General features: G+C 73.7%; 16 protein-coding genes. 8 read left to right on the plus strand and 8 right to left on the minus strand.

Features of this window, described 5'->3' with window-relative positions; translation table 11 throughout:
* Positions 1-218: 218 nt before the first annotated feature.
* Positions 219-569 (minus strand): hypothetical protein, encoded by a 351-nt coding sequence (locus tag IF55_RS18255; RefSeq protein ID WP_030882976.1) that lies wholly within the window; start codon positions 567-569, stop codon positions 219-221.
* A 219-nt stretch (positions 570-788) separates the two neighbouring features.
* Here IF55_RS18255 and cds1 point away from each other — a divergent pair, with 219 nt between their 5' ends.
* Positions 789-1,871 carry an L-cysteine desulfhydrase Cds1 gene (gene cds1, locus IF55_RS18260; protein ID WP_048832133.1) on the plus strand — a complete coding sequence of 361 codons (1,083 nt, stop codon included), beginning with the start codon at positions 789-791 and terminating at the stop codon, positions 1,869-1,871.
* A 303-nt stretch (positions 1,872-2,174) separates the two neighbouring features.
* Here the strand turns inward: cds1 and IF55_RS18265 are convergent, their stop codons facing one another.
* Together IF55_RS18265 and IF55_RS18270 are read right to left on the minus strand one after the other, a co-directional pair.
* Entirely contained in the window at positions 2,175-2,660 is a 486-nt protein-coding gene (locus tag IF55_RS18265) for an SRPBCC family protein (RefSeq protein ID WP_030882979.1), read from the minus strand.
* 65 nt (positions 2,661-2,725) lie between these two features.
* Positions 2,726-3,583: a DeoR/GlpR family DNA-binding transcription regulator gene (locus IF55_RS18270; RefSeq protein WP_030882980.1), complete on the minus strand. Its 858-nt coding sequence runs from the start codon at positions 3,581-3,583 to the stop codon at positions 2,726-2,728.
* A gap of 229 nt (positions 3,584-3,812) precedes the next feature.
* On the opposite strand from IF55_RS18270, the gene IF55_RS18275 reads away from it, so the two are divergent.
* On the plus strand, positions 3,813-6,269 hold the full coding sequence (locus IF55_RS18275; RefSeq protein ID WP_398245321.1) for a hypothetical protein: 2,457 nt from the start codon (positions 3,813-3,815) through the stop codon (positions 6,267-6,269).
* Here IF55_RS18275 and IF55_RS18280 read toward each other — a convergent pair.
* The 4 genes from IF55_RS18280 to IF55_RS18295 form a co-directional block, all read right to left on the minus strand.
* Complete coding sequence (locus tag IF55_RS18280) at positions 6,239-8,692, minus strand: right-handed parallel beta-helix repeat-containing protein (RefSeq protein ID WP_030882984.1); 2,454 nt, start codon at positions 8,690-8,692, stop codon at positions 6,239-6,241. The genes IF55_RS18275 and IF55_RS18280 overlap by 31 nt on opposite strands.
* 97 nt (positions 8,693-8,789) lie before the next feature.
* Complete coding sequence (locus IF55_RS18285; protein WP_030882986.1) at positions 8,790-9,395, minus strand: Rv1733c family protein; 606 nt, start codon at positions 9,393-9,395, stop codon at positions 8,790-8,792.
* Between the two features lie 171 nt (positions 9,396-9,566).
* Positions 9,567-10,394, minus strand: a complete 828-nt coding sequence (locus tag IF55_RS18290; protein ID WP_030882988.1) for an MOSC domain-containing protein — start codon at positions 10,392-10,394, stop codon at positions 9,567-9,569.
* Positions 10,395-10,440: 46 nt separating this feature from the next.
* Positions 10,441-10,920 (minus strand): DUF6643 family protein, encoded by a 480-nt coding sequence (locus tag IF55_RS18295; protein WP_030882991.1) that lies wholly within the window; start codon positions 10,918-10,920, stop codon positions 10,441-10,443.
* Positions 10,921-11,342: 422 nt separating this feature from the next.
* On the opposite strand from IF55_RS18295, the gene IF55_RS18300 reads away from it, so the two are divergent.
* Positions 11,343-12,668: a TerD family protein gene (locus tag IF55_RS18300; protein WP_030882993.1), complete on the plus strand. Its 1,326-nt coding sequence runs from the start codon at positions 11,343-11,345 to the stop codon at positions 12,666-12,668.
* A gap of 7 nt (positions 12,669-12,675) precedes the next feature.
* Here IF55_RS18300 and IF55_RS18305 read toward each other — a convergent pair whose 3' ends face one another.
* Positions 12,676-13,845, minus strand: a complete 1,170-nt coding sequence (locus IF55_RS18305; RefSeq protein ID WP_030882995.1) for a glycosyltransferase — start codon at positions 13,843-13,845, stop codon at positions 12,676-12,678.
* A 215-nt stretch (positions 13,846-14,060) separates the two neighbouring features.
* Between IF55_RS18305 and IF55_RS18310 the strand changes: the two genes are divergently transcribed.
* From IF55_RS18310 to IF55_RS18330, 5 genes are all read left to right on the plus strand, one after another.
* Positions 14,061-14,828 (plus strand): glutamate racemase, encoded by a 768-nt coding sequence (locus IF55_RS18310; RefSeq protein ID WP_106980424.1) that lies wholly within the window; start codon positions 14,061-14,063, stop codon positions 14,826-14,828.
* Between the two features lie 106 nt (positions 14,829-14,934).
* Positions 14,935-15,501 (plus strand): hypothetical protein, encoded by a 567-nt coding sequence (locus IF55_RS18315; RefSeq protein WP_030883000.1) that lies wholly within the window; start codon positions 14,935-14,937, stop codon positions 15,499-15,501.
* Between the two features lie 141 nt (positions 15,502-15,642).
* A complete protein-coding gene (locus tag IF55_RS18320; RefSeq protein ID WP_030883003.1) occupies positions 15,643-16,140 on the plus strand; it encodes an NUDIX hydrolase in 498 nt (165 codons plus the stop codon).
* Positions 16,141-16,238: 98 nt separating this feature from the next.
* On the plus strand, positions 16,239-16,679 hold the full coding sequence (locus tag IF55_RS18325; protein WP_030883005.1) for a nitroreductase family deazaflavin-dependent oxidoreductase: 441 nt from the start codon (positions 16,239-16,241) through the stop codon (positions 16,677-16,679).
* 570 nt (positions 16,680-17,249) lie between these two features.
* Positions 17,250-19,424, plus strand: a complete 2,175-nt coding sequence (locus tag IF55_RS18330) for a hypothetical protein (RefSeq protein ID WP_030883007.1) — start codon at positions 17,250-17,252, stop codon at positions 19,422-19,424.
* The last annotated feature ends 5 nt before the right edge of the window (positions 19,425-19,429 follow it).

Below are 19,429 nucleotides of genomic sequence, written 5' to 3' on the forward strand. Positions count from 1 at the left end.
CGGGCTGAAAACGGTTCCTGCGGGTGTGACGTCCTCGGTGCGGCGACCTGCGGTATGGCGGCTGGCGAGCCGACCGGTGACGGAGCGCTGGATCCGGGCGTTGGATCCGAGCGTTCGATCCGAGCATGAGATCTCAGCGTCACGGCCGGTGAACCCTCAGTGATGCTCGTACGAGTCAAGGGTCGACCGGAATCGGCGCCCGCGCAACTCGTGCCCCCTCAGTCCCTGGATTCCCGGGGGCCTCGGGTGTGCGCCGTACGTACCGCGTCCAGGAAGCGGCTGGTCGTGCCCGCGCCGGTATCGCCGGCGGCCTCGCGCTGATCCAGGGTGAGCAGATAGCGGGTGCCGTTCACGGTGGCGCGGGCGCGGCCGCGGGCCGCGAACCAGGGCCGGCTGGCGTGCACGGAGTCCACGGGGGCGCTGTCGATCTCGCGGCCGTAACTGGTGAGCAGCTCCAGCCGGCCGTCCTTGATCTTGATCTGCCCGGCCCGGGTGAGAGAGCGGAGAAACCGCTCGATCCGCACCCCTGTCGCCTTGAACTCGGACGCCGCGAACTCTGCCTCCGCCACGGTGCGCCACCTCCCCGGTCGAAAGTCGAACCAACCGCCTGCCCGCAGTCTGCCTGCGAGACGGCTCGTGCACCAGTGCCCAATTATGATCGAAACGTCCGAGAGCTCCCGATGAGCCCGGAAGTCATCGTGAGGAGCGGCGTGAACAGCACAGTACGACCGGGGGCGGCGGACGCGACGGGACCGGTCCCAGGGGGCCCCGCCACCCCCACGCTCGACGTGGACCGCACCGACACCGGCTACCGGAGCTGGCTCAAGGAGGCCGTCCGCAAGGTCCAGGCCGACGCCAACCGCTCCGCCGACACCCACCTCCTGCTCTTCCCGCTGCCGGAGCGGTGGGGGATCGACCTCTACCTCAAGGACGAGTCCACCCACCCCACCGGCAGCCTCAAGCACCGCCTCGCCCGCTCGCTCTTCCTGTACGGGCTGTGCAACGGCTGGATCCGGCCCGACCGGCCCGTCATCGAGGCGTCCAGCGGCTCCACGGCCGTCTCCGAGGCGTATTTCGCCAACCTCGTCGGCGTGCCCTTCATCGCGGTCATGCCGCGCACCACCAGCGCGGAGAAGTGCCGGCTGATCGAGTTCCACGGCGGGCAGTGCCACTTCGTGGACGACCCTCGCACCATGTACCAGGAGGCGGCGGCGCTCGCGGAGCGCTCCGGCGGCCACTACATGGACCAGTTCACCTATGCCGAGCGGGCCACCGACTGGCGGGGCAACAACAACATCGCCGAGTCCGTCTACAGCCAGCTACGGCTGGAGCGGCACCCCGAGCCCGCCTGGATCGTCGCCACGGCCGGTACCGGCGGCACCTCCGCGACGATCGCCCGCTACGTCCACTACATGCAGTACGACACCCGGGTCTGTGTCGCCGACCCCGAGAACTCCTGCTTCTTCGAGGGCTGGCGGGACCACGACGCCGACGCGAGCAGCGACCGCGGCTCCCGCATCGAGGGCATCGGCCGCCCCCGCATGGAACCGAGCTTCGTACCCGGCGCGATCGACCGCATGATGAAGGTCCCCGACGCCGCGAGCGTCGCCGCCGTACGGGCCCTGGAGCGGGCGATCGGCCGCAAGGCGGGCGGCTCCACGGGGACCGGGCTGTGGAGCGCCCTGAAGATCGTCGCCGAGATGGTCGCCGAGGGGCGCACCGGCAGCGTCGTCACCCTCATCTGCGACCCGGGCGACCGCTACCTCGACAAGTACTACTCGGACGCGTGGCTGGAGGACCAGGGCCTGGACATGGCCCCGTACGCCGAAACCCTCGCGTCCTTCCTCGCGACCGGCCGCTGGCCCGAGTAGCCTCCGCTGGCCTGCTGCCAGGCCCCCCACCGGGCCCGCCGCAGGCCCCGCCCCGGCGCGCACGTCATACGGCCGTCAGCCGTCAGTTGCCGCCGGTCCAGCGCCCGTATCGCCGGCCCGGTCGGCCCGCCGCCAGGGTCCGCCGAGTCTGCCCGGACTCTCGCCGTCCCCCCCCCGCGCACGTCATACGACCGTCAGCCGTCAGCCGTCAGCCGCCAGTCCAGCGTCCGCATCGCCGGCCCGGTCGGCCCGCCGCCAGGGCCCGCCGAGTCTGCCCGGACTTCTCGCCGCCCCCCCCGCACGTCATACGGCCGTCAGTCGCCGGTCCAGCGTCCGTACCGCGTCGCGGAAGGCGCGTCCGAACCCCGGTCGGGAGAGGCGCAGCGCGGCCCGCACCGGGGCCGCCGCGTCCACGGCGAACGTCCAGCGCACGCGCGTGCCGGCGTCGTTTCCGGAGCCGAGCGGGGCGAGCCGCCACTCCTCCAGGAGGGCGCGGACGCCGGGGGTGTTCACCTCGTCGACGCGGTAGGCGTACCGTTCCGGCGCCTCGGCGGCCATGATCGTTTCGATGAAGCGGACGCCGCCGACGAGCCGGACCTCGCGGCCCCGCGCCCCGTCGACCGGGCGGGCCAGGGTGACCGCCCGGTACCACGTGGGCCACTCGGTGACCTTCTCGGCCAGCGCCCGGTAGACGGCCTCCGGCCGCGCCGCGGCGTCGGCGGCGAAGACCAGGCGCAGCGGGGCGGTGTCCACGAAGTCGAGCCCGACAGGGCGGAGTCGGCGTGCCATGGAACGTGCACCCCCAGCGGGATCGGCGACGTGACCGGGCGGGGCACACCATAGCTGACAGGGCGTCAGGTGTCTGCGTCGCCTTCGGAGCCGACGCCTTCGGGGCCGACCACGACCAGCTCCGACAGATGCTCGGAGATCTCCGAGCGCGCCGGACCCGGCAGCCCCGCGTCCGTCACCAGCGCGTCCACGTCCTCCAGCGCCGCGAACGAACTCAGCCCGACCGTCCCCCACTTGGTGTGGTCCGCGACCACCACCACCCGCCGCGCGGAGCGCACGAAGTGCCGGTTGGTCTCGGCCTCCGCGAGGTTCGGTGTGGACAGCCCGGCCCGCACCGATATGCCGTGCACGCCCAGGAAGAGCACATCGAAGTGGAGGGAGCGGATCGCGGCGTCCGCCACCGGCCCCACCAGCGTGTCCGACGGCGTACGGACGCCGCCCGTCAGCACCACCGTCGCGGCGCCGGGCCGGGGCCCCGCGCCGCCGCTCGCCGCCGCCCGCTGCGCGTTGTAGAACACGTCGGCCACCCGCACCGAGTTCGTCACCACCGTCAGGTCCGGCACCTCCAGCAACTGCTGGGCCAGCGCGAACGCGGTCGTGCCGCCCGCCAGGGCGATGGCGCTGCCGGGCACCGCCATCCGCGCGGCGGCCCTGGCGATGTCCTCCTTCGCGCTGAGCTCCAGCCCCGACTTGGCCTCGAAGCCCGGCTCGTGCGTGCTCGCCTCCGCGACCGGCACCGCCCCGCCGTGCACCTTCTCCAGCACACCCTGCCGGGCGAGCGCGTCCAGGTCGCGACGGACCGTCATGTCCGACACGTTCAGCTTCCGGGTCAGCTCGTTGACCCGCACCCCGCCGCGCCGCCTGACCTCGTCGAGGATCAGGGCGCGCCGCTGCTCCGCGAGGAGGTTCTGGTTGTCGCTCACCCGGCCCGTCCTTTCCGACCTCTCCGATCGGCCGTCGCGCGCTGTCGCGCGTTCTCGCGGGCTCATCCTCCCACGCGGGTATGACAGCCACTCGCCCGAGCGTTCCCATCGTCATCCGGCCCGTACCGTCCGGATCACGATTTCGCCTCACCCGCCCGGCCGCGGGTGTTGTCAGTGCCCGAGGGCACAATCCTCCTAGCGAACCACCACACCGGGATCGGGGGACACGGTGGCACCGGCCGCTCACGACGAAGCGTCAGCAGCACAAGACACCGCAGCACAAGACACTGCAGCACAGGAAGCCCGGACGAGCGGCACGGCCCGCGGCGGGCAGCGGGACCGCCCCGCGCTGGAGCTGCTCGTCCACGGGGTGGGCGGCACCACCCCGCAGGAGATGCTCAACGACGCGCGCATCGAGCGCGTCACCGGCGACACCACCGCCGGCATCTACCGCCGCTCCGGCGACGCCGACGCCGAGCAGCGCCCCGCCGACGCGGAGCAACGTCCCGACGCCGAGCAGCGCCCCGCCGACGGCCGCGAGGAGCCGGTCCGCGAGGCGTACGTCTGGTGCGACCTCACCTCCGGCGACAGCTCCCGCGCCCTGTGGCTGGTGCTGCTCCCCTTCATGGTCGCCAACCTCGCCCACTGGATGCGGCCCTCGGCGACGGGCCGGGCCCGGACCGTGCGCGCGTACGGCCTGATCATGCGGCTCGTCGCCCTCAGCCTCACCGTCCTGTTCACCGCCGCCGCCTGCGAGGTCGCCCTGGACCTCACGGCCTGGCAGTGCGCGGGCACGGCCTCCTGCGCCATCGGGAAGTCCTGGCTCGGCTTCATGGCGCCGGAGGGGGGCGGCTGGTGGAGCCAGCCCGGCAGGCGGCTCGCGCTGGCGGCCGCCGTGCCCGCCGCCATAGTGGCCCTCCTCTGGTTCCTCTCGCACCGCACCTGGAGCGCGTACGAGTCCCAGCAGCCGGCCGGGCGTCCCCTGGAGGACGACGACCCGGCGGGCGCGGGCCGCCCCGCGCTCTGCCTGCCCGGCTTCTGGTACGGCCGGCGGCTCGTGGCCCGGCTGCGCGCCGCCCACACCGCGGCCGGGTTCCTGACCGTCGCCGCCGCGATCTCCTGGGCGGCGTCCCGCTACGACCGCCGGCCGGACGGCGACCCCTGGCTGGACGCCGCCGGATGGTGGCTGCACGCCCTGGTGATCTCCACGGGCGCGTTCATCGTCTACGTGGTGTGCCGCCGCGGCCGCAGCGAGACCCGCGCCGACGACGCCCTCGACCGGGCCACCGCCCGGGCGCTGCCCCTCATCTCCTTCGCCGTGCTGCTGCTCTCCGTGGTGCACGCCGCCTGGGACCGCCCCGGCTGGACCTCCAGCGGAATGCTGCCCGGCAACGGCGCCTTCGGGGGCATCGCCCTCGCCCAGGGTGTCCTCGTCGTCGGCCTCGCCGTCGCCGCCCGCGCGCTCTACCAGGGGCCGCCCGCGGAGCGGTCCCCGCTGCGCGGCCTCGCCGGGCCCGCCGTCGCGATGCTCGCCTGCGCGCTCGGCGGCGTCCTGTCCGGCGGGGTCGCCCAGTGGATCGCCGACTGGCTCGACCGCGGCCGTACGCCAGGCATGGGCGAGGGAGCCGTCGAAGGGCCGCCCGTGGTGCTGTCCTGGCAGGCGTCGATCATCCCGGTGCTGCTCTCCGCGCTGCTGCTCCTGGTGCTCTACTTCGTATGGGCGACCCGCGTGCGCAAACAGCGGCTGCTGCGCACCATCCCCGACGGCTACCCGGACGAGCGCCCCGACGAGACGCGTACGGGCGCCATCGCCGGGACCATCGCGCGCGCCGGCCTCACCGACGCCGCCCCCTGGGTGGTCGGCACGGTCTCCTCGGTCACGCTCGTCCTGGGCGGCGTCGCCGTCGCCGGCGCCTGGAGCACCCAGGAGGTGCCGGGCAAGGCCGCCGAGGGGACGACCGGTCTCATAGAGGCCGGCGCGCAGACCGCCCAGACGCTCGGCTCGTGGTTCATGGGGCTCGTCTTCGTGCTCCTGCTGGCCTGGGGCCGGCGCGCCTACCGCGACCCGTCCGCGCGCCGCACCATCGGCATCCTGTGGGACGTCGGCACGTTCTGGCCGCGCGCCGCCCACCCCTTCGCGCCGCCCTGCTACGCGGAGCGGGCCGTCCCCGACCTCACCTGGCGCATGGAGACCTGGACGCGGCGCACCGAGGGGCGGCTCGTGATCTCCGGGCACTCGCAGGGCAGCGTCCTCGCCGCCGCCGCGGTCTGGCAGCTCGACCGGCGCACCCGCAAGCGCGTCGCCCTGCTCACCTACGGCTGCCCCCTGGAGCGGCTCTACGGGCGCTGGTTCCCCGCCTACTTCGGCCCCGCGCAGCTCGCCTCGCTGCACGCGGACATTCACTGCTGGCGGAATCTGTGGCGGCTGACCGACCCGATCGGCGGCCCCATCCGGCTGCCGGAGAACGCGGGCCCCGAGGTCGACCGCGGGCCCCTGAAGGACCCCCTGGCCTACGGGCGCACGATGGAGCACCCGCTGCCCGTGCCCATCCTCGGCCACTCCGACTACCAGGCCGACCCCGGCTTCGCCGAGGAGCGCGCGGCACTCCTCGCCCGGCTGGGACCGCCCCGGATACCGGCGCAGCCGGGGCCCGCTCAGGGCAGCTCGGGCAGATCCTCCGAGTAGAGCAGCGTCAGCTCGTCGGTGCTCGGGTCGGGGAGCTGCGCCACCCGGCCCGCGTGCCGCTCGACCATCGCCTCGAAGGTCTGCCGGGCGGTGCGGCCGTTGCCGAACGCGGGCCCCTTGGGCAGCTCGGTGAAGTATTTGAGCAGCGCCTCGGAGGTGCCCTCGCCGAGCCGGTACTCCTGCTCCTCCGCCTGCTGCTCGATGATGCGCAGCAGCTCCCGCGGCGTGTAGTCGCCGAAGGTGATGGTGCGCGAGAAGCGGGACGCCACCCCGGGGTTGACGGACAGGAAGCGCTCCATCTCGGCGGTGTACCCGGCGACGATCACCACGACCGCCTCCCGGTGGTCCTCCATCAGCTTCACCAGCGTGTCGATGGCCTCCCGGCCGAAGTCCCGGCCCGAGTCCTCGGGGGAGAGGGCGTACGCCTCGTCGATGAAGAGCACCCCGCCGCGCGCCCGGTCGAACGCCTCCTGGGTGCGGATGGCGGTCGAGCCGATGTGCTCGCCGACCAGGTCCACCCGGGAGACCTCCACCAGGTGGCCGCGTTCCAGCACGCCGAGGGAGGCGAGGATCTCGCCATAGAGCCGGGCGACGGTGGTCTTGCCGGTGCCGGGGGAGCCGGTGAAGACGAGGTGGCGGCGGACCGACGCCGCCTTGAGCCCGGCGAGCTGACGGCGCCGGCCCACCTCGATCATGTCGGTGAGGGCGCGCACCTCCCGCTTGACGCTCTCCAGGCCGACCAGCGCGTCGAGCTCGCCGAGCACCTCCGCCGACGGCCGTACGGCGCCGGCGGCCGTCGGCTCGGGCGCGCCCGGCTCCGGGGCGCGCGGCCCCGGCACCCCGCCCAGCAGCCCCACGGTCTGCACGGCCGGCTCCACCGGGGCCGAAGAGGGCCCGCGCCCGGCGGCGGGGGAGACCGAGGGAATGGGGGCCATGGGGGCCGTGTCGATGAGGGTCGCGCTCTCGTCGCTCGTGCAGTCCTCGCTGACCGGGCCGTCCTCGGCGAACTCGTAGCCGCCGCGCGCGCACCGCTCCGTGCGGCAGCGGGTCAGCGTCGTGCGGCAGCCGTCGATGATGTGGAAGCCGTAGCCGCTGCTGCCCGTCACCCGGCAGCCGTGGAAGGTGCCGCGGCCCTCCGCCGACACATAGAACCCCGCCTCGATGGGCGAGGTCACCGTGCAGCGCTCGATGGCGGGGTCCGCGCCCTTGGTGACGATGACGCCGGTCGCCGCCCCGTCGATGGTGCAGTTGGCCAGCGTGCCGCCGCTGCCGTGGTCGCGGAACCACGCCCCGGTCGCCGCGTCGCGTATCCGGCAGTCGTCGAGCTGCGCGGTGGCGCCGTCGCTCACCGACACGGCCGTGTTACGGACCTGCGATATGTCGCTGTCCACGACGTCGGCGCGGGAGCCGCGGTCGAGGACGAACAGCGCGTCGGGCACGTCGCGCACCCGGCAGGAGTCGAGGACGGCGGTCGCCCCGTCGCTGACCCAGACCGCCGGATAGTCGCCCGTACTCTCCTTGATCTCACACTGGTTGGCGTCCACCCGCGTGCCCGGGTCCCACACGGACAGGCCGTTGCGGCCGAACCGGCGCACCGTGGAGCGCGTCAGCGTGAGCACCGAGCGCGACCGCAGGTCGACCGCGTTCTCCGGGATGTCGTGGATGTCGCAGTCGGAGAGCGTGAGCACCGAGTCCGTGTCGAGGGTGACGCCGTCCGCGGAGGTCCGGTGCACCTGGCAGTCGGTGAGGTGCCCGGTGGCGCGCGCGGCCACCTGCACGCCGCTGCCCTTGATCTCGTACACCTCGCAGCCGACGGCCTCCAGCGCGGTGCCCTCGCCGGTCATCGCCAGCCCGGCCCCCGAGGCGTGGTGGATACGGCAGCGCTCCAGGCGCGGATGGCCGCCGCCGCGCACCGCGACCCCGGACTGGCCGGCGGCCACCACCTCGCACTCCTCGAAGACGCCGCCCGCCCCGTCCAGCACGCTGATGCCGATGCCGCCCGGATTGTCCACGGTGCAGCGGCGCACCGTGGGCCGGGCCCCGCCGCGCACCTCGATGCCCACCGCCGAGCGGGTCGCCACCCGCAGGCCGGTCAACTCCGGTGCGCCGTCCTCGACGAGCAGCGCGGGCACGGTCGAGTCCTGCCCCTCGACGTAGAGGTCGTGCAGGGCCGCGGAGCCCCGTACGGTCAGCGGCACGCCCTCGGTCGGCGCGATCCGCACCGAGCCGCGCGCGCTCTCGCTGCCGCGCAGCGTGACGGCCCGGACCACGACGAGGTTCTCCCGGTACGTGCCGGGGGAGATGGACAGCACGTCCCCGTCGGCCGCGGCCTCCAGGGCCGCGGCGAGGGAGGCGTACTCTCCCGTACGCCGCCGCCACCGCGATGTGCCGGTGTGCGTCACCTGGACCGAGCCCTGTGCCATGGTGCTGTTGTGCCCCCACCTCGTGGTTACGTTCACCGCGTACTGACGTGTACTGGCGGCACCACCGTAGCGTGCGCGGGGGACGGGAGTTGACCGGTCAGCTCCCCGCGCCCGCCCGGCCCCAGGTCTGGCCCGCCCGGGCCCAGGCGCGGTCCCAGCGCGCGTACCTTCTGCGCATGAGCCGCCGCACGATCAGCCGGCGGACGCCCTCGACGAGCCCGGCCGACGCACCGGCCGTGCCGAGCCCCGCGAGGGCGGCGTGGGCGGCGGCCGTGGTGGTGTCCATGGGGCGGGCGGCGGCCCGGCCTCTGTCGTCGGTCCACAGCGGGAACCGGTCGCCGGCGGCGGCGACCCGCCGGGCGCTGACGACGCCCGTGTGCGTACTGCCGCCCGGCGCGGTCCAGTTGGCCAGCACCCGGCGGTGCTGCGGGCGGTGTCCGGAGGCGGTCTCGGGGTCGGGTTCCATCGGCGGCCTGGGCATGAGCCGCACGGTGGTCGCGGTGACCAGATGCCGGTGCTGCTGCTGTTCCCGCACGGTCTGCCGCAGCGCGCCGTGGGCGAGGGAGCCCACGGCCCAGCCGGCCGCCGGGGCCGCGACCAGCATCAGCAGTACGGCGATCAGCCCCACCCACGCCTCGACGAGGTCCGTTCCACGGCGCAGTGGGTTGTGCCGCCACCGCCAGATGACCGGAGTCTTGTGCACGGTGCTGCACCCCCTTCCGCGTCCGTAAATACCTCACTTGAGGGGTTACATGCGCGAGGCGGCGGGGGAGAGAGCAAAATCACCCTTTGCACCAGGAGGCCCCCGGGGTGCGTTGACGCGGGGCGCCGCGGTGGTGCGCCGACGCGGGGCGACGGGCGGGCCGCCGCGGGGTTACTCCAAGACCTCGAACGCGTCCCCGACCCGCAGCGTTCCCGTGGTCTCGGGGACGAGGTTCTGCCCGAACACGAGCTGATCGCCGACGCGGTGGTGGCGGGCGAGCGTGCGCAGCGGCTCCTTGCCGCGCTCCGCCGTGCGCTGGTCGGTCGTGGTGATCACGCAGCGCGCGCAGGGCTGGGCCACCCGGAAGGCGACCTCGCCGATGCGCACCCGCCGCCAGTCGTCCTCGGCCCAGGGGGCGACGCCGTCGATGACGACGCTGGGCCGGAAGCGGTTCATGGGCAGCGGGCCCTCGTCCGCGTGGTCGCCCTGCGCTATCAGGGAGTTGAGCGCGTCGAGGGAGGCCGCCGTGGTGAGCAGCAGCGGAAAGGCGTCGGCGAAACTCACGGTCTCGCCGGGCCGGGCGTACTCGGGCTTGATCGGGCGGCGGTGCTGCGGGGCGTCGAGATAGCGCAGCCGGGCCTCGACGCCGAGGAAGTCGCTCGCCCACGCGTCGGCGGCGGCGCCCGCCGGCACCGCCTCGACCTTGTCCCGGAAGATCTGCACCGTGACCGTGCAGATCTCGTCCGGCACCGCGACGTCCAGCGGCTCACCGCCCGGGGCCGTGAGCCGGACCCCGCCGCCGGGCAGCGGACGCGCCGACGCCAAGGCGAGGCGCGGCTGCTGCCGTTGAGTGATCATCCTGCCGTCGGGCTCGGTCAGCACCCATCTCCGGTCCCCGGCGAGCCCCCACGGCTCCACGGCCGCCTCGCCTGGCGCGAACCCCGCGACCGACTTCACCGGATAGACATGGACCGCGTTCAACACTGGGTTGTCAGGCATGCGGTCAGTTTGCCAGCCGGGTCGGACAATTGAGCGATCGGCCAGGTCAGTAGCCCCCCTGCTGGGGGTACTGGCGGCCGTACTGCTCGTCGTACGGCGACGGGGCCGGGCGGGGCGCGACGGGCCGCATGGCCTCGTACCCCGAGATCCCCGCGGGCCCCGGGACCCCCGCGGGACCCGAGGGCGCCGCCGGGCGCTGCTGGTACTGCTGCTGCGGACCCGGGTAGCCGCGCGGTCCGCCCGCCTGCTGCGGGATGTACGGCGCGGGGGCCTGCTGGAGCGCCGGCTGCTGCGCCGCGGCGGGGTAGCCCTGCGGCGGCGTCTGCTGGGACGGCCCCGACGGCAGCGCGGGCAGCGCGGCCGGGAGCGCGGGGAAGTGCCCGCTGGAGTCGTACGGGGACGGGACCCGGATCGGCGCGATCTGCGGAGTGCCCCGCTCGGCGACGAGGCTGTCATAGATAGGGGTGTCCGGGAACGACGACGCGGCGTAGTAGCCGCCGCCGTAGGAACTGCGGGGGGAGGTCATAGCCCATAAGTTAAGCCCACCGCCTAGGCCCGGTCTACGGGAAGGTAGCACCAACCCCCTTCTGACCTGCAAATACACAGGTCGGACCACAAGGGGCACATCAGGACACACCCGCATGATTGGCCGCCCCTGTCACAGGGGTTTCGGGGCCTCGGGGCGCCCTCGCGCGCCGGCCCGGGACGGTCCGGGCTCGGGGGGTGCTCGGGGGACGGCCGCCGGAGCGGAGCCGAACCTTCCGTACAACTCGGCTGTGCCGCCGACGAGTTCGCCCGCGAGCGGAGCGTCCGGTACGGGCGGTGCGGCGCGCCGCGGCCTGCCCGTGGGCGCCGCAAAGCGAGCGAACCTGCGAAAAGCGGTCGCCGAGGTACGTTGGGACCGGGTACAGACCGGCCGCGTCGACGGCCCGTTCGGAGGGGTGGAGCATGACCATGCGCAAGGGCGCCAATGTGCAGATTCCGGCATCGACGGTGCGGGTCGAACTCGGCTGGCGCACCGGCGCCGGAGTGCCGGACGTCGATGCCTCCGCGCTGCTGCTGCTCTCGGGGAAGGTCCGCTCCGACGCGGACTTCGTCTTCTACAACCAGCCGGCGCACGCCTCGGGCGCGGTGCGCCACGAGGGCAAGAGCCCCGCGGGCGGCGCGGTCACCGACACGCTCGCCGTCGACCTCGACCGCGTCGAGCCCGCCATCGAGACGATCGTGATCGCGGCCTCCGCCGACGGCGGCTCCTTCGGCCAGGTGCCGGGGCTGTGCGTCCGGGTGCTCGACGCGTCGAGCGGCGCGGAACTCGCCCGGTTCGACAGCGAGGACGCCACGGTCGAGACGGCCTTCGTCCTCGGCGAGCTCTACCGCAGGCAGGGCGCGTGGAAGTTCCGCGCGGTCGGGCAGGGGTACGGCACCGGGCTCGCCGGCCTGGCGACCGACTTCGGGATCAGCGTGGACGAGCCCCAGCAGGCCGCCCCCGTGCCCGCCGCGCAGCCCGCGCCCGTACCGCCGCCGCCCGCCCCGATGCCGCCGGCCGCCCCCGCGCCGGCGGCCCCCGCGCAGACCGCGCCGCAGCCGCCCGCGCCGCCCGTCGCGCCGCCGCCCGCCCCGCCCGCGCCCGCCCCGGTGCGCCTCACCAAGGTGACGCTCACCAAGGAAGCGCCGTCCGTCTCGCTGACCAAGCAGGGCGGCACCTCCGGCGCGATGCGCGTCAACCTCAACTGGGAGGTCCGCAAGCAGTTCAAGGGCTGGGGCCAGAAGCTCGGCAAGGCCATGGCCATGCACGCCGACCTCGACCTCGACCTCGGCGCGCTCTACGAACTCACCGACGGCACCAAGGGCGTGGTCCAGGCGCTCGGCAACTCCTTCGGCTCGCTGCGCCAGGCCCCGTACATCCACCTCGACGGCGACGACCGGACCGGCGCCTCGGCGGCCGGCGAGAACCTCACGATCAACCTCGACCACAAGGCCGAGATCGCCCGCGTGCTGGTCTTCGTCACGATCTACGAGGGCGCCAGGAGCTTCGCCAACCTGCACGCCACGGTCACCCTGACCCCGCAGGGCGGCGCACCCATCGACTTCTCGCTCGACGAGTGCACCGTGCCCTCCACCGTCGCCGCGCTCGCCCTGATCACCAACACCGGCGACGACCTGATGATCCAGCGCGAGGCCCGCTACCTCGTGCCGGACCGCGGCGTCAGCCCGCAGCGCACCCTGGACCGCGCCTACGGCTGGGGCATGAACTGGACGCCCGGCCGGAAATAGGGTCCGCTCACGGCGCGGCCTCGGGGCGGGCGTACGTACGCCCCTTCCAGGCCGCGCCGCGGCCCCGGTAGTGCTGCACCGCGGAGTCGACGGTCATCGCCAGATACGCCGCGGCGGTCAGCGGCAGCAGCGGGGCGAGCCACAGCGGTTGCCGGTAGTAGCGCAGGATCGGCAGATAGCTGCCGGTCATGACGGCCCAGGCGCAGCCGCCGAGCAGCGCCGGGGCGGCGGCGCCGGCCGCGGCCCCCGCCACCAGCGCCACGGGCGGCGCGAGGTACACCACCGCGAGCCCCGCGACCGTGCCCAGCAGCACCAGCGGGTTGTGGCGCAACTGCGCGTACGCGCTCCGCGACACCATCCGCCACAGCGGCCCCAGGCCCGTGTACGGCCGGACGCTCTCCACCCGGTCCGCGAGCCCCAGCCAGATCCGCCCGCCGGTCCCCTTGACGGCCCGCGCCAGCGTCACGTCGTCGATCACCGCCTGCCGGATGGCCTCCGGAATCCGCGCCCGCTCGGCCGCCTCCACGCCGAGCAGCACACAGCCGCCCGCCGCTGCCGCCGTCCGCCCGCCGGGCCGGTTGACCCAGCGGAACGGGAAGAGCTGCCCGAAGAGGTACACGAACGCCGGGACGATCAGCCGCTCCCAGGCGGTCACCACCCGCAGCCGGGCCATCTGCGACACCATGTCCAGGCCGTTGGTGCGCGCTGCGGAGACCAGCTCGCGCAGGCTGTCCGGGCCGTGCGCGATGTCGGCGTCCGTCAGCAGCAGGTACTCGGCGTCCGTACGGGCGCGGGCCAGCGCCATCCCGTGCCGCACCGCCCACAGCTTCCCCGTCCAGCCGGGCTCCGGCTCGCCCGGCGCATCGACGGTCAGGGGCAGCCCGCCACCCTCGGCCGCGAGCCTTCGGGCCAGCGCTCCCGTGCCGTCCGAGCTGCCGTCGTCGATCAGGAAGACCTCGGCCCGGCCGGGGTAGTCCTGGGCCAGCAGGGTGGGCAGGCTCAGCGGCAGCACCTCGGCCTCGTCGCGGGCGGGCACCACCACCGCGACGGACGGCCACTCGGCGGGCGGCGCGCGGTCCGGCAGCCTGACGTCCGTACGCCAGAAGAAGCCCTGTCCCAGCAGCAGCCACCCCCAGGCGGCCAGGGAGACGACGGCGATCCAGGTCAACGCGTTCACCCGCCGCAGTCTGCCTCACCCGCCCGCCGGGCCGGCGGAGGCCCCCACGCGATCGGCGCGGAGGGCGGCGGAGGCCGCCGGCGAGGGGCGCCCCCACGGGAGGAGGCCCCCGCACGAGCGCCGCGGAGGGCGGCGGAGGGACATCCCCGGCGGCCGCCCCCGCACGCCCGCCCGGAGGCCGCCCCCGGTAAGGTGATCGGGTGAAGATCGCGCTGATGGACTCTGGTAACGGGCTGCTGGCCGCGGCGGCCGCCGTGCGCCGGCTGCGACCGGACGCGGACCTGGTGCTCTCCTCCGCGCCCGACACACTGCCCTGGGGCCCCCGGAACGCCGAGGAGGTCACCGAGCTCTCCCTCGGCTGCGTACGGGCCGCCGCCGCGCACCGCCCCGACGCCCTGATCGTCGCCTGCAACACCGCCTCCGTGCACGCCCTGGACGCGATCCGCGCCGAGCTGGAGCCGGAGATCCCCGTGATCGGGACCGTCCCGGCGATCAAGCCCGCGGCGGTCGGCGGCGGCCCGGTCGCCATCTGGGCGACCCCCGCCACGACGGGCAGCCCGTACCAGCGCGGGCTGATTCGCGACTTCGCCGCCGGGGTCGAGGTCACCGAGGTGGCCTGCCCGGGCCTCGCCGACGCGGTGCAGCACGCCGACCCGGAGGCCCTGGACGCCGCGGTGGCGGTGGCCGCCGGTCGTACACCGCACGATGTAAGGGCCGTCGTCCTGGGCTGCACCCATTACGAGCTGGTGGCCGAGCGCATCCTCGCGGCGGTGCGGCGGCCTGATGCCCCGCCGCCCGCGCTCTACGGCTCGGCCGATGCCGTCGCCGCCCAGGCGCTGCGCCGGATCGGCGAGCGGCCGGCCCCCGAGGCGGAGCCCACCGGCGCTCTGACGGTGCTGCTCGGCGGCCAGGAGGCGGCTCTGGAGCCGGCCTCGCTCACCTATTCGGAGGGTCGCGTTCTGGCGGTGGTCAGTCCGGCCTGACAACAGGGGCCGACCTGGAGGAATGGACCAGGGTGAACATGGGTACGGACGGTGCGGGACGTTCGGCCCCCTGCTGCCATGCCCGAATATGAGTAGGCTGCCTTCCATGAAGGACCACACCGAGGACGAGAAGCCGGGCGTGACCCCGCACATCCCCGATGTATGGACCGGGCGCGCCACCAACAGAGTGCAGTGGCTGCTGGCCGCCGCAGGCGCGGCCTGCGTGGCCCTGGGCGTGCAACTGGCCGTCGATTCCGCCTGGACCTCCGGGCTCGCGCCGCTCGTGATGGCCGTGGTCGGCTGCCTCGCGGTCGGCCTGCTGATGCTGTACGGGACCCTGGCCTTCGTCCACGTGGCGGTGCGGGTCGACAAGGAGGCCCTGGAGGTCCGCTGCGGCCACATGGGGCTGCCCCGCCGCCGCATCCTGCTCTCCCATGTCGTCGACGCGGACTTCGCGCCCTCCGTCACCCCGCGCCAGTGGGGCGGCTGGGGTTACCGCTGGCGCCCCGAGATCGGCACCGCCGTCGTGGTGCGCCGGGGCGAGGGGGTCGTGGTCCGGCTGGGCGACGGCCGGTCGTTCACCGTGACCGTGGACGACGCCGAGACCGCCGTACAGGTGATCCGCGACCTGCTGCACCTGCCGCCCGGCCGCGCGGTGCGCGTCCGCCCGTAGCCGGGCCGATTCCCGGCCACGTACGGACGATGTCCGAGTCACGCCCAACCCGGGCCGCCGCCAGGCGGTCCGGGTCTCGTGTCTTCGGGGCGGGCCGCGTCGTCCCCGCGGCATGATCGGTACGCCCATTACCCTCGGGGCATGGCGACTCCCGACTTCATCCGAGAACTCCGCGCGACCGCGGGCCACCAGCTCCTGTGGATGCCCGGCGTCAGCGCGATCGTCTTCGACGACCAGGGCCGGGTGCTGCTCGGCCGCCGGGCCGACAACGGCCGCTGGTCGATCATCGGCGGCATCCCCGAGCCGGGCGAGCAGCCGGCCGCGACGGCCGTGCGCGAGGTGTACGAGGAGACCGCCGTGCGCGTCGTCCCGGAGCGGGTGCTGGTGGTCGAGGCGCTGGACCCGGTGACGTACCCCAACGGGGACGTCTGTCAGTTCATGGACATCTGCTTCCGGTGCCGCGTCGTCGGCGGGGAGGCGAAGGTCAACGACGACGAGTCCCTGGAGGTGGGCTGGTTCTCGCTGGACGCGCTGCCCGCCATGGAGGAGTTCGCCATGACGCGGATCAAGCAGGCCACCGGGGACGAGCCGACCTGGTTCCGGGGAATCGACGACGCGGCGGAGTCGGCGCGGCGGTGACGGCGGCCGGGTGGTAGACAAAGATCGCGAATGGCGCCGGCCGCGGAACGGCCGGGTACGACGCCGCGAGACCGCTCTGTGACGAGGAGAAGGACACCATGGCGCTAGAGGGCGAGTACGAGCCGAGCCCGAACCCGCAGGTGCGCGAACAGGTCGAGCTGTTCGAGCGGACCGGGGGGAGGGAGGGGAACACGATAGTGGGCAAGCCCGTCATCATCCTCACGACCCGGGGCGCGAAGTCCGGCAAGATCCGCAAGACCCCGCTGATGCGGGTGGAGCACGGTGGTTCGTACGCCGTGATCGCCTCGATGGGCGGCGCGCCCAAGCACCCCGTCTGGTACTTCAACGTGGTGGCCGACCCGCGGGTCGAGCTGCAGGACGGGGCCGAGCGCAAGGAGTACACGGCGCGCGAGGTCTCCGGCGAGGAGAAGGCGCTGTGGTGGGGGCGGGCGGTCGAGGCGTACCCGCCGTACGACGACTATCAGCGCAAGACGGACCGTGAGATTCCGTTGTTCGTGCTGGAGCCCGTGGGGGCCTGAGCCCGGCGGGCGGGTTCCTTCGGACAGCAGGAGCGGGCGGTTCCGCCACCCCGGCCAGTGGTGCGGGTGTGGCGGAGCCGCCCGTTCCTGTATGTACCTGACATTTGGGAGGGCCATCATTCGGCCGATTTCCGGGCGGCCGTGTCCGTCGGACACACGCCCCACGAACATCGGAGCGGGCTAGTCGATCAGGAGGACTAGACCAATACCGGTCCAGGTCACCACATGTGCCACCGACACGGGCGACCGCCGCTCCGCTGTGGCCCGCGTGATTGTTGCCGCATGCATTCAGGACAGTGGGCGGGCGGGCGATGGCCGCTTCCTGGGCGGTGTGCGACTCGCGGCACTCCGGTTTGCCGCAATATATGGCTGTGCGGTTGAGCGTGGGCGTGGGGCCCGTGCAGGGGCGCAGGAGGGGCGAGCTGAGCCGGGGTGGGGAGCTCCGGCCGCCGTTGGGGTCACACCGCACTCGAAAGACGACATCGGTTTCGCGTGCGGGCGCGCTCTTCGGCTTGCGCACGCGCCTTTACCGGACGGCGCCGCTGCGGTCCGTCCCGGGGGGAGATCAGCATGGGGCATCTGGCCCGACTGGCATCGGCCTGCGCCGCCGCCGCACTGCTCGCGATGGCGCTGCCGGCGGCCGGAGCGAGCGCCGCGGACGACACGCCCAGAGTCGACTTACGGCTCCTGGTCGTCGACGACGGGCAGCCCGCCACCGCGGCGATCCGCGCCGAACTGACCGGCGCCGGCACGCCGTTCACCACCGTCCGGCTCGCCGACAGCGGCCGCCCCCGCATCGACGAGGCGTTCCTCAGCGACACCGTCGACGGACGGCCGCGCGCCAAGTACCAGGGCGTGGTACTGCCCAACGACAACCCCTTCGGGGCCGATTCCCCGGAAATGGACGCGCTGGCCGCGTACGAGAAGCGCTTCGGCATACGGCAGGTGGACGCCTACACCTACGCCCGCCCGGCCGTCGGCCTCGAACTCGCGCAGGACTCCGGCTACATCGGCCCGCTGGACGGCCGGGTCGCGCAGGTGACGGCCGCCGGCGCCGCCGGACCCTTCAAGTACCTCCGTGGAAACGTTCCTTTCGAGGACAACGACCCGTCCGTGAACGAGAGCTACGGCTACGCGGCCGTGCCGCTCGCCAAGCAGCAGGACGGCGCGACCTTCACCAGCCTCCTCGACACCGCGATCCCCGGCAGCTCCGCCCGCGGCTCCCTGATCGGCGAGTACCAGCACGACGGGCGCAGCGAACTCGTGGTGACCTTCGTCTACAACGAGTACCAGAGCCAGCAGCGGCTCGTCTCGCGCGGCATCGTGGAGTGGCTGACCCAGGGCGTCCACCTGGGCGCCTCCCACAACTACTTCTCCATCCACGTCGATGACCTCTTCGCCGCCGACGACCGCTGGGACAGCGACCTCAACTGCACCCCCGGCGACGTCGACTGCCCCGGCGGCACCGAGCCCGACACCAGCCCCATCCGCATGACCACCGACGACGCCGAGCACGCCAAGCAGTGGTCGCAGCAGCGCGGCATCAAGATCGACTTCGCCTACAACGGCGGCGGCAGCGTCGAGTACAAGGCGGAGCACCGCGGCCAGGACCCGCTCGCCGACAAGATCGTGGCCGACCAGGGCGCGTTCCGCTGGATCAACCACACCCTGACCCACGCCTGGCTCGGCTGCGTACAGGACCTCAGCGTCGTGCCCTGGAAGTGCCAGACGGACTCCAGTGGCAAACCGCGGTGGACCCCGCGCTCCGAGATCGTCTCGCAGATCCAGGACAACCTCGACTGGGCCAAGAAGGAAGGGCTGGCCGTCGAGCCGCACGAGCTGGTCACCGGCGAGCACTCCGGCCTCTCCACCACCCCCCAGCAGCCCGACGACAACCCCGAGCTCGCGCCCTCGCTCACCGCGACCGGCGCCACCTGGCTCGGCAGCGACACCTCCCGCGAGAAGGGCCAGCGCAAGGTCGGCCCCGCGCTCACCGTGCCCCGCTACCCGATGAACGTCTTCTACAACGCGGGCACCGCCGCCGAAGAGGTCGACGAGTACAACTGGATCTACGGCAAGAAGTCCGACGGCGGCAGCGGCACCTGCGAGAACTCCACCACCACGACCTGCCTGCCCGAACCGCTCGACACCGAGACCGGCTACGCCTCGTACATCGTGCCGCTCGAAGCCCGGATCGCCCTCGGCCACGTGCTCGGCAACGACCCGCGCCCGCACTTCATGCACCAGTCCAACCTCGCCGAGGAACGCATCGGCTACCACGTGCTCGACAAGATCCTCGACGAGTACAAGTCGCTGTTCGCCGACAGCACCCCGCTGGTCAACCCCCGGATGCGGGACGCCGGCGCGGAGCTGCGCGAACGGGCCGACTGGCAGCGGGCCGTGGCCGCCGGACAGGTCACCGCCTACCGGATCGGCTCGGCCGTCACCGTCGAGGCGCCCGCCGGCGTCAAGGCCCCCGTCACCGCCCCGGACGGCACCGTCCAGAAGACCGGGAACTCCCAGGCGCCCTTCGGCGACGCCTACGCCGGGCAGCGCTCCGGCTGGGCCGTGCCCGCCGCCGGGCAGAGTGACATCGCCCTCGACCTCCCCGCGGCGCTCACCCCGGCCCCGGCGACACACGCCGGACCCGCCGCGCAACTGCCGCCCCCGGCCGCCGGACTCCCGGTACCGGCCGGCGTGCGCCACCCGGTGAGCTACGGCCCCGGAGACACCAACCGGCGGTAGGAGGA

Source organism: Streptomyces varsoviensis (genome assembly GCF_000718635.1).
Lineage (GTDB): Bacteria > Actinomycetota > Actinomycetes > Streptomycetales > Streptomycetaceae > Streptomyces > Streptomyces varsoviensis.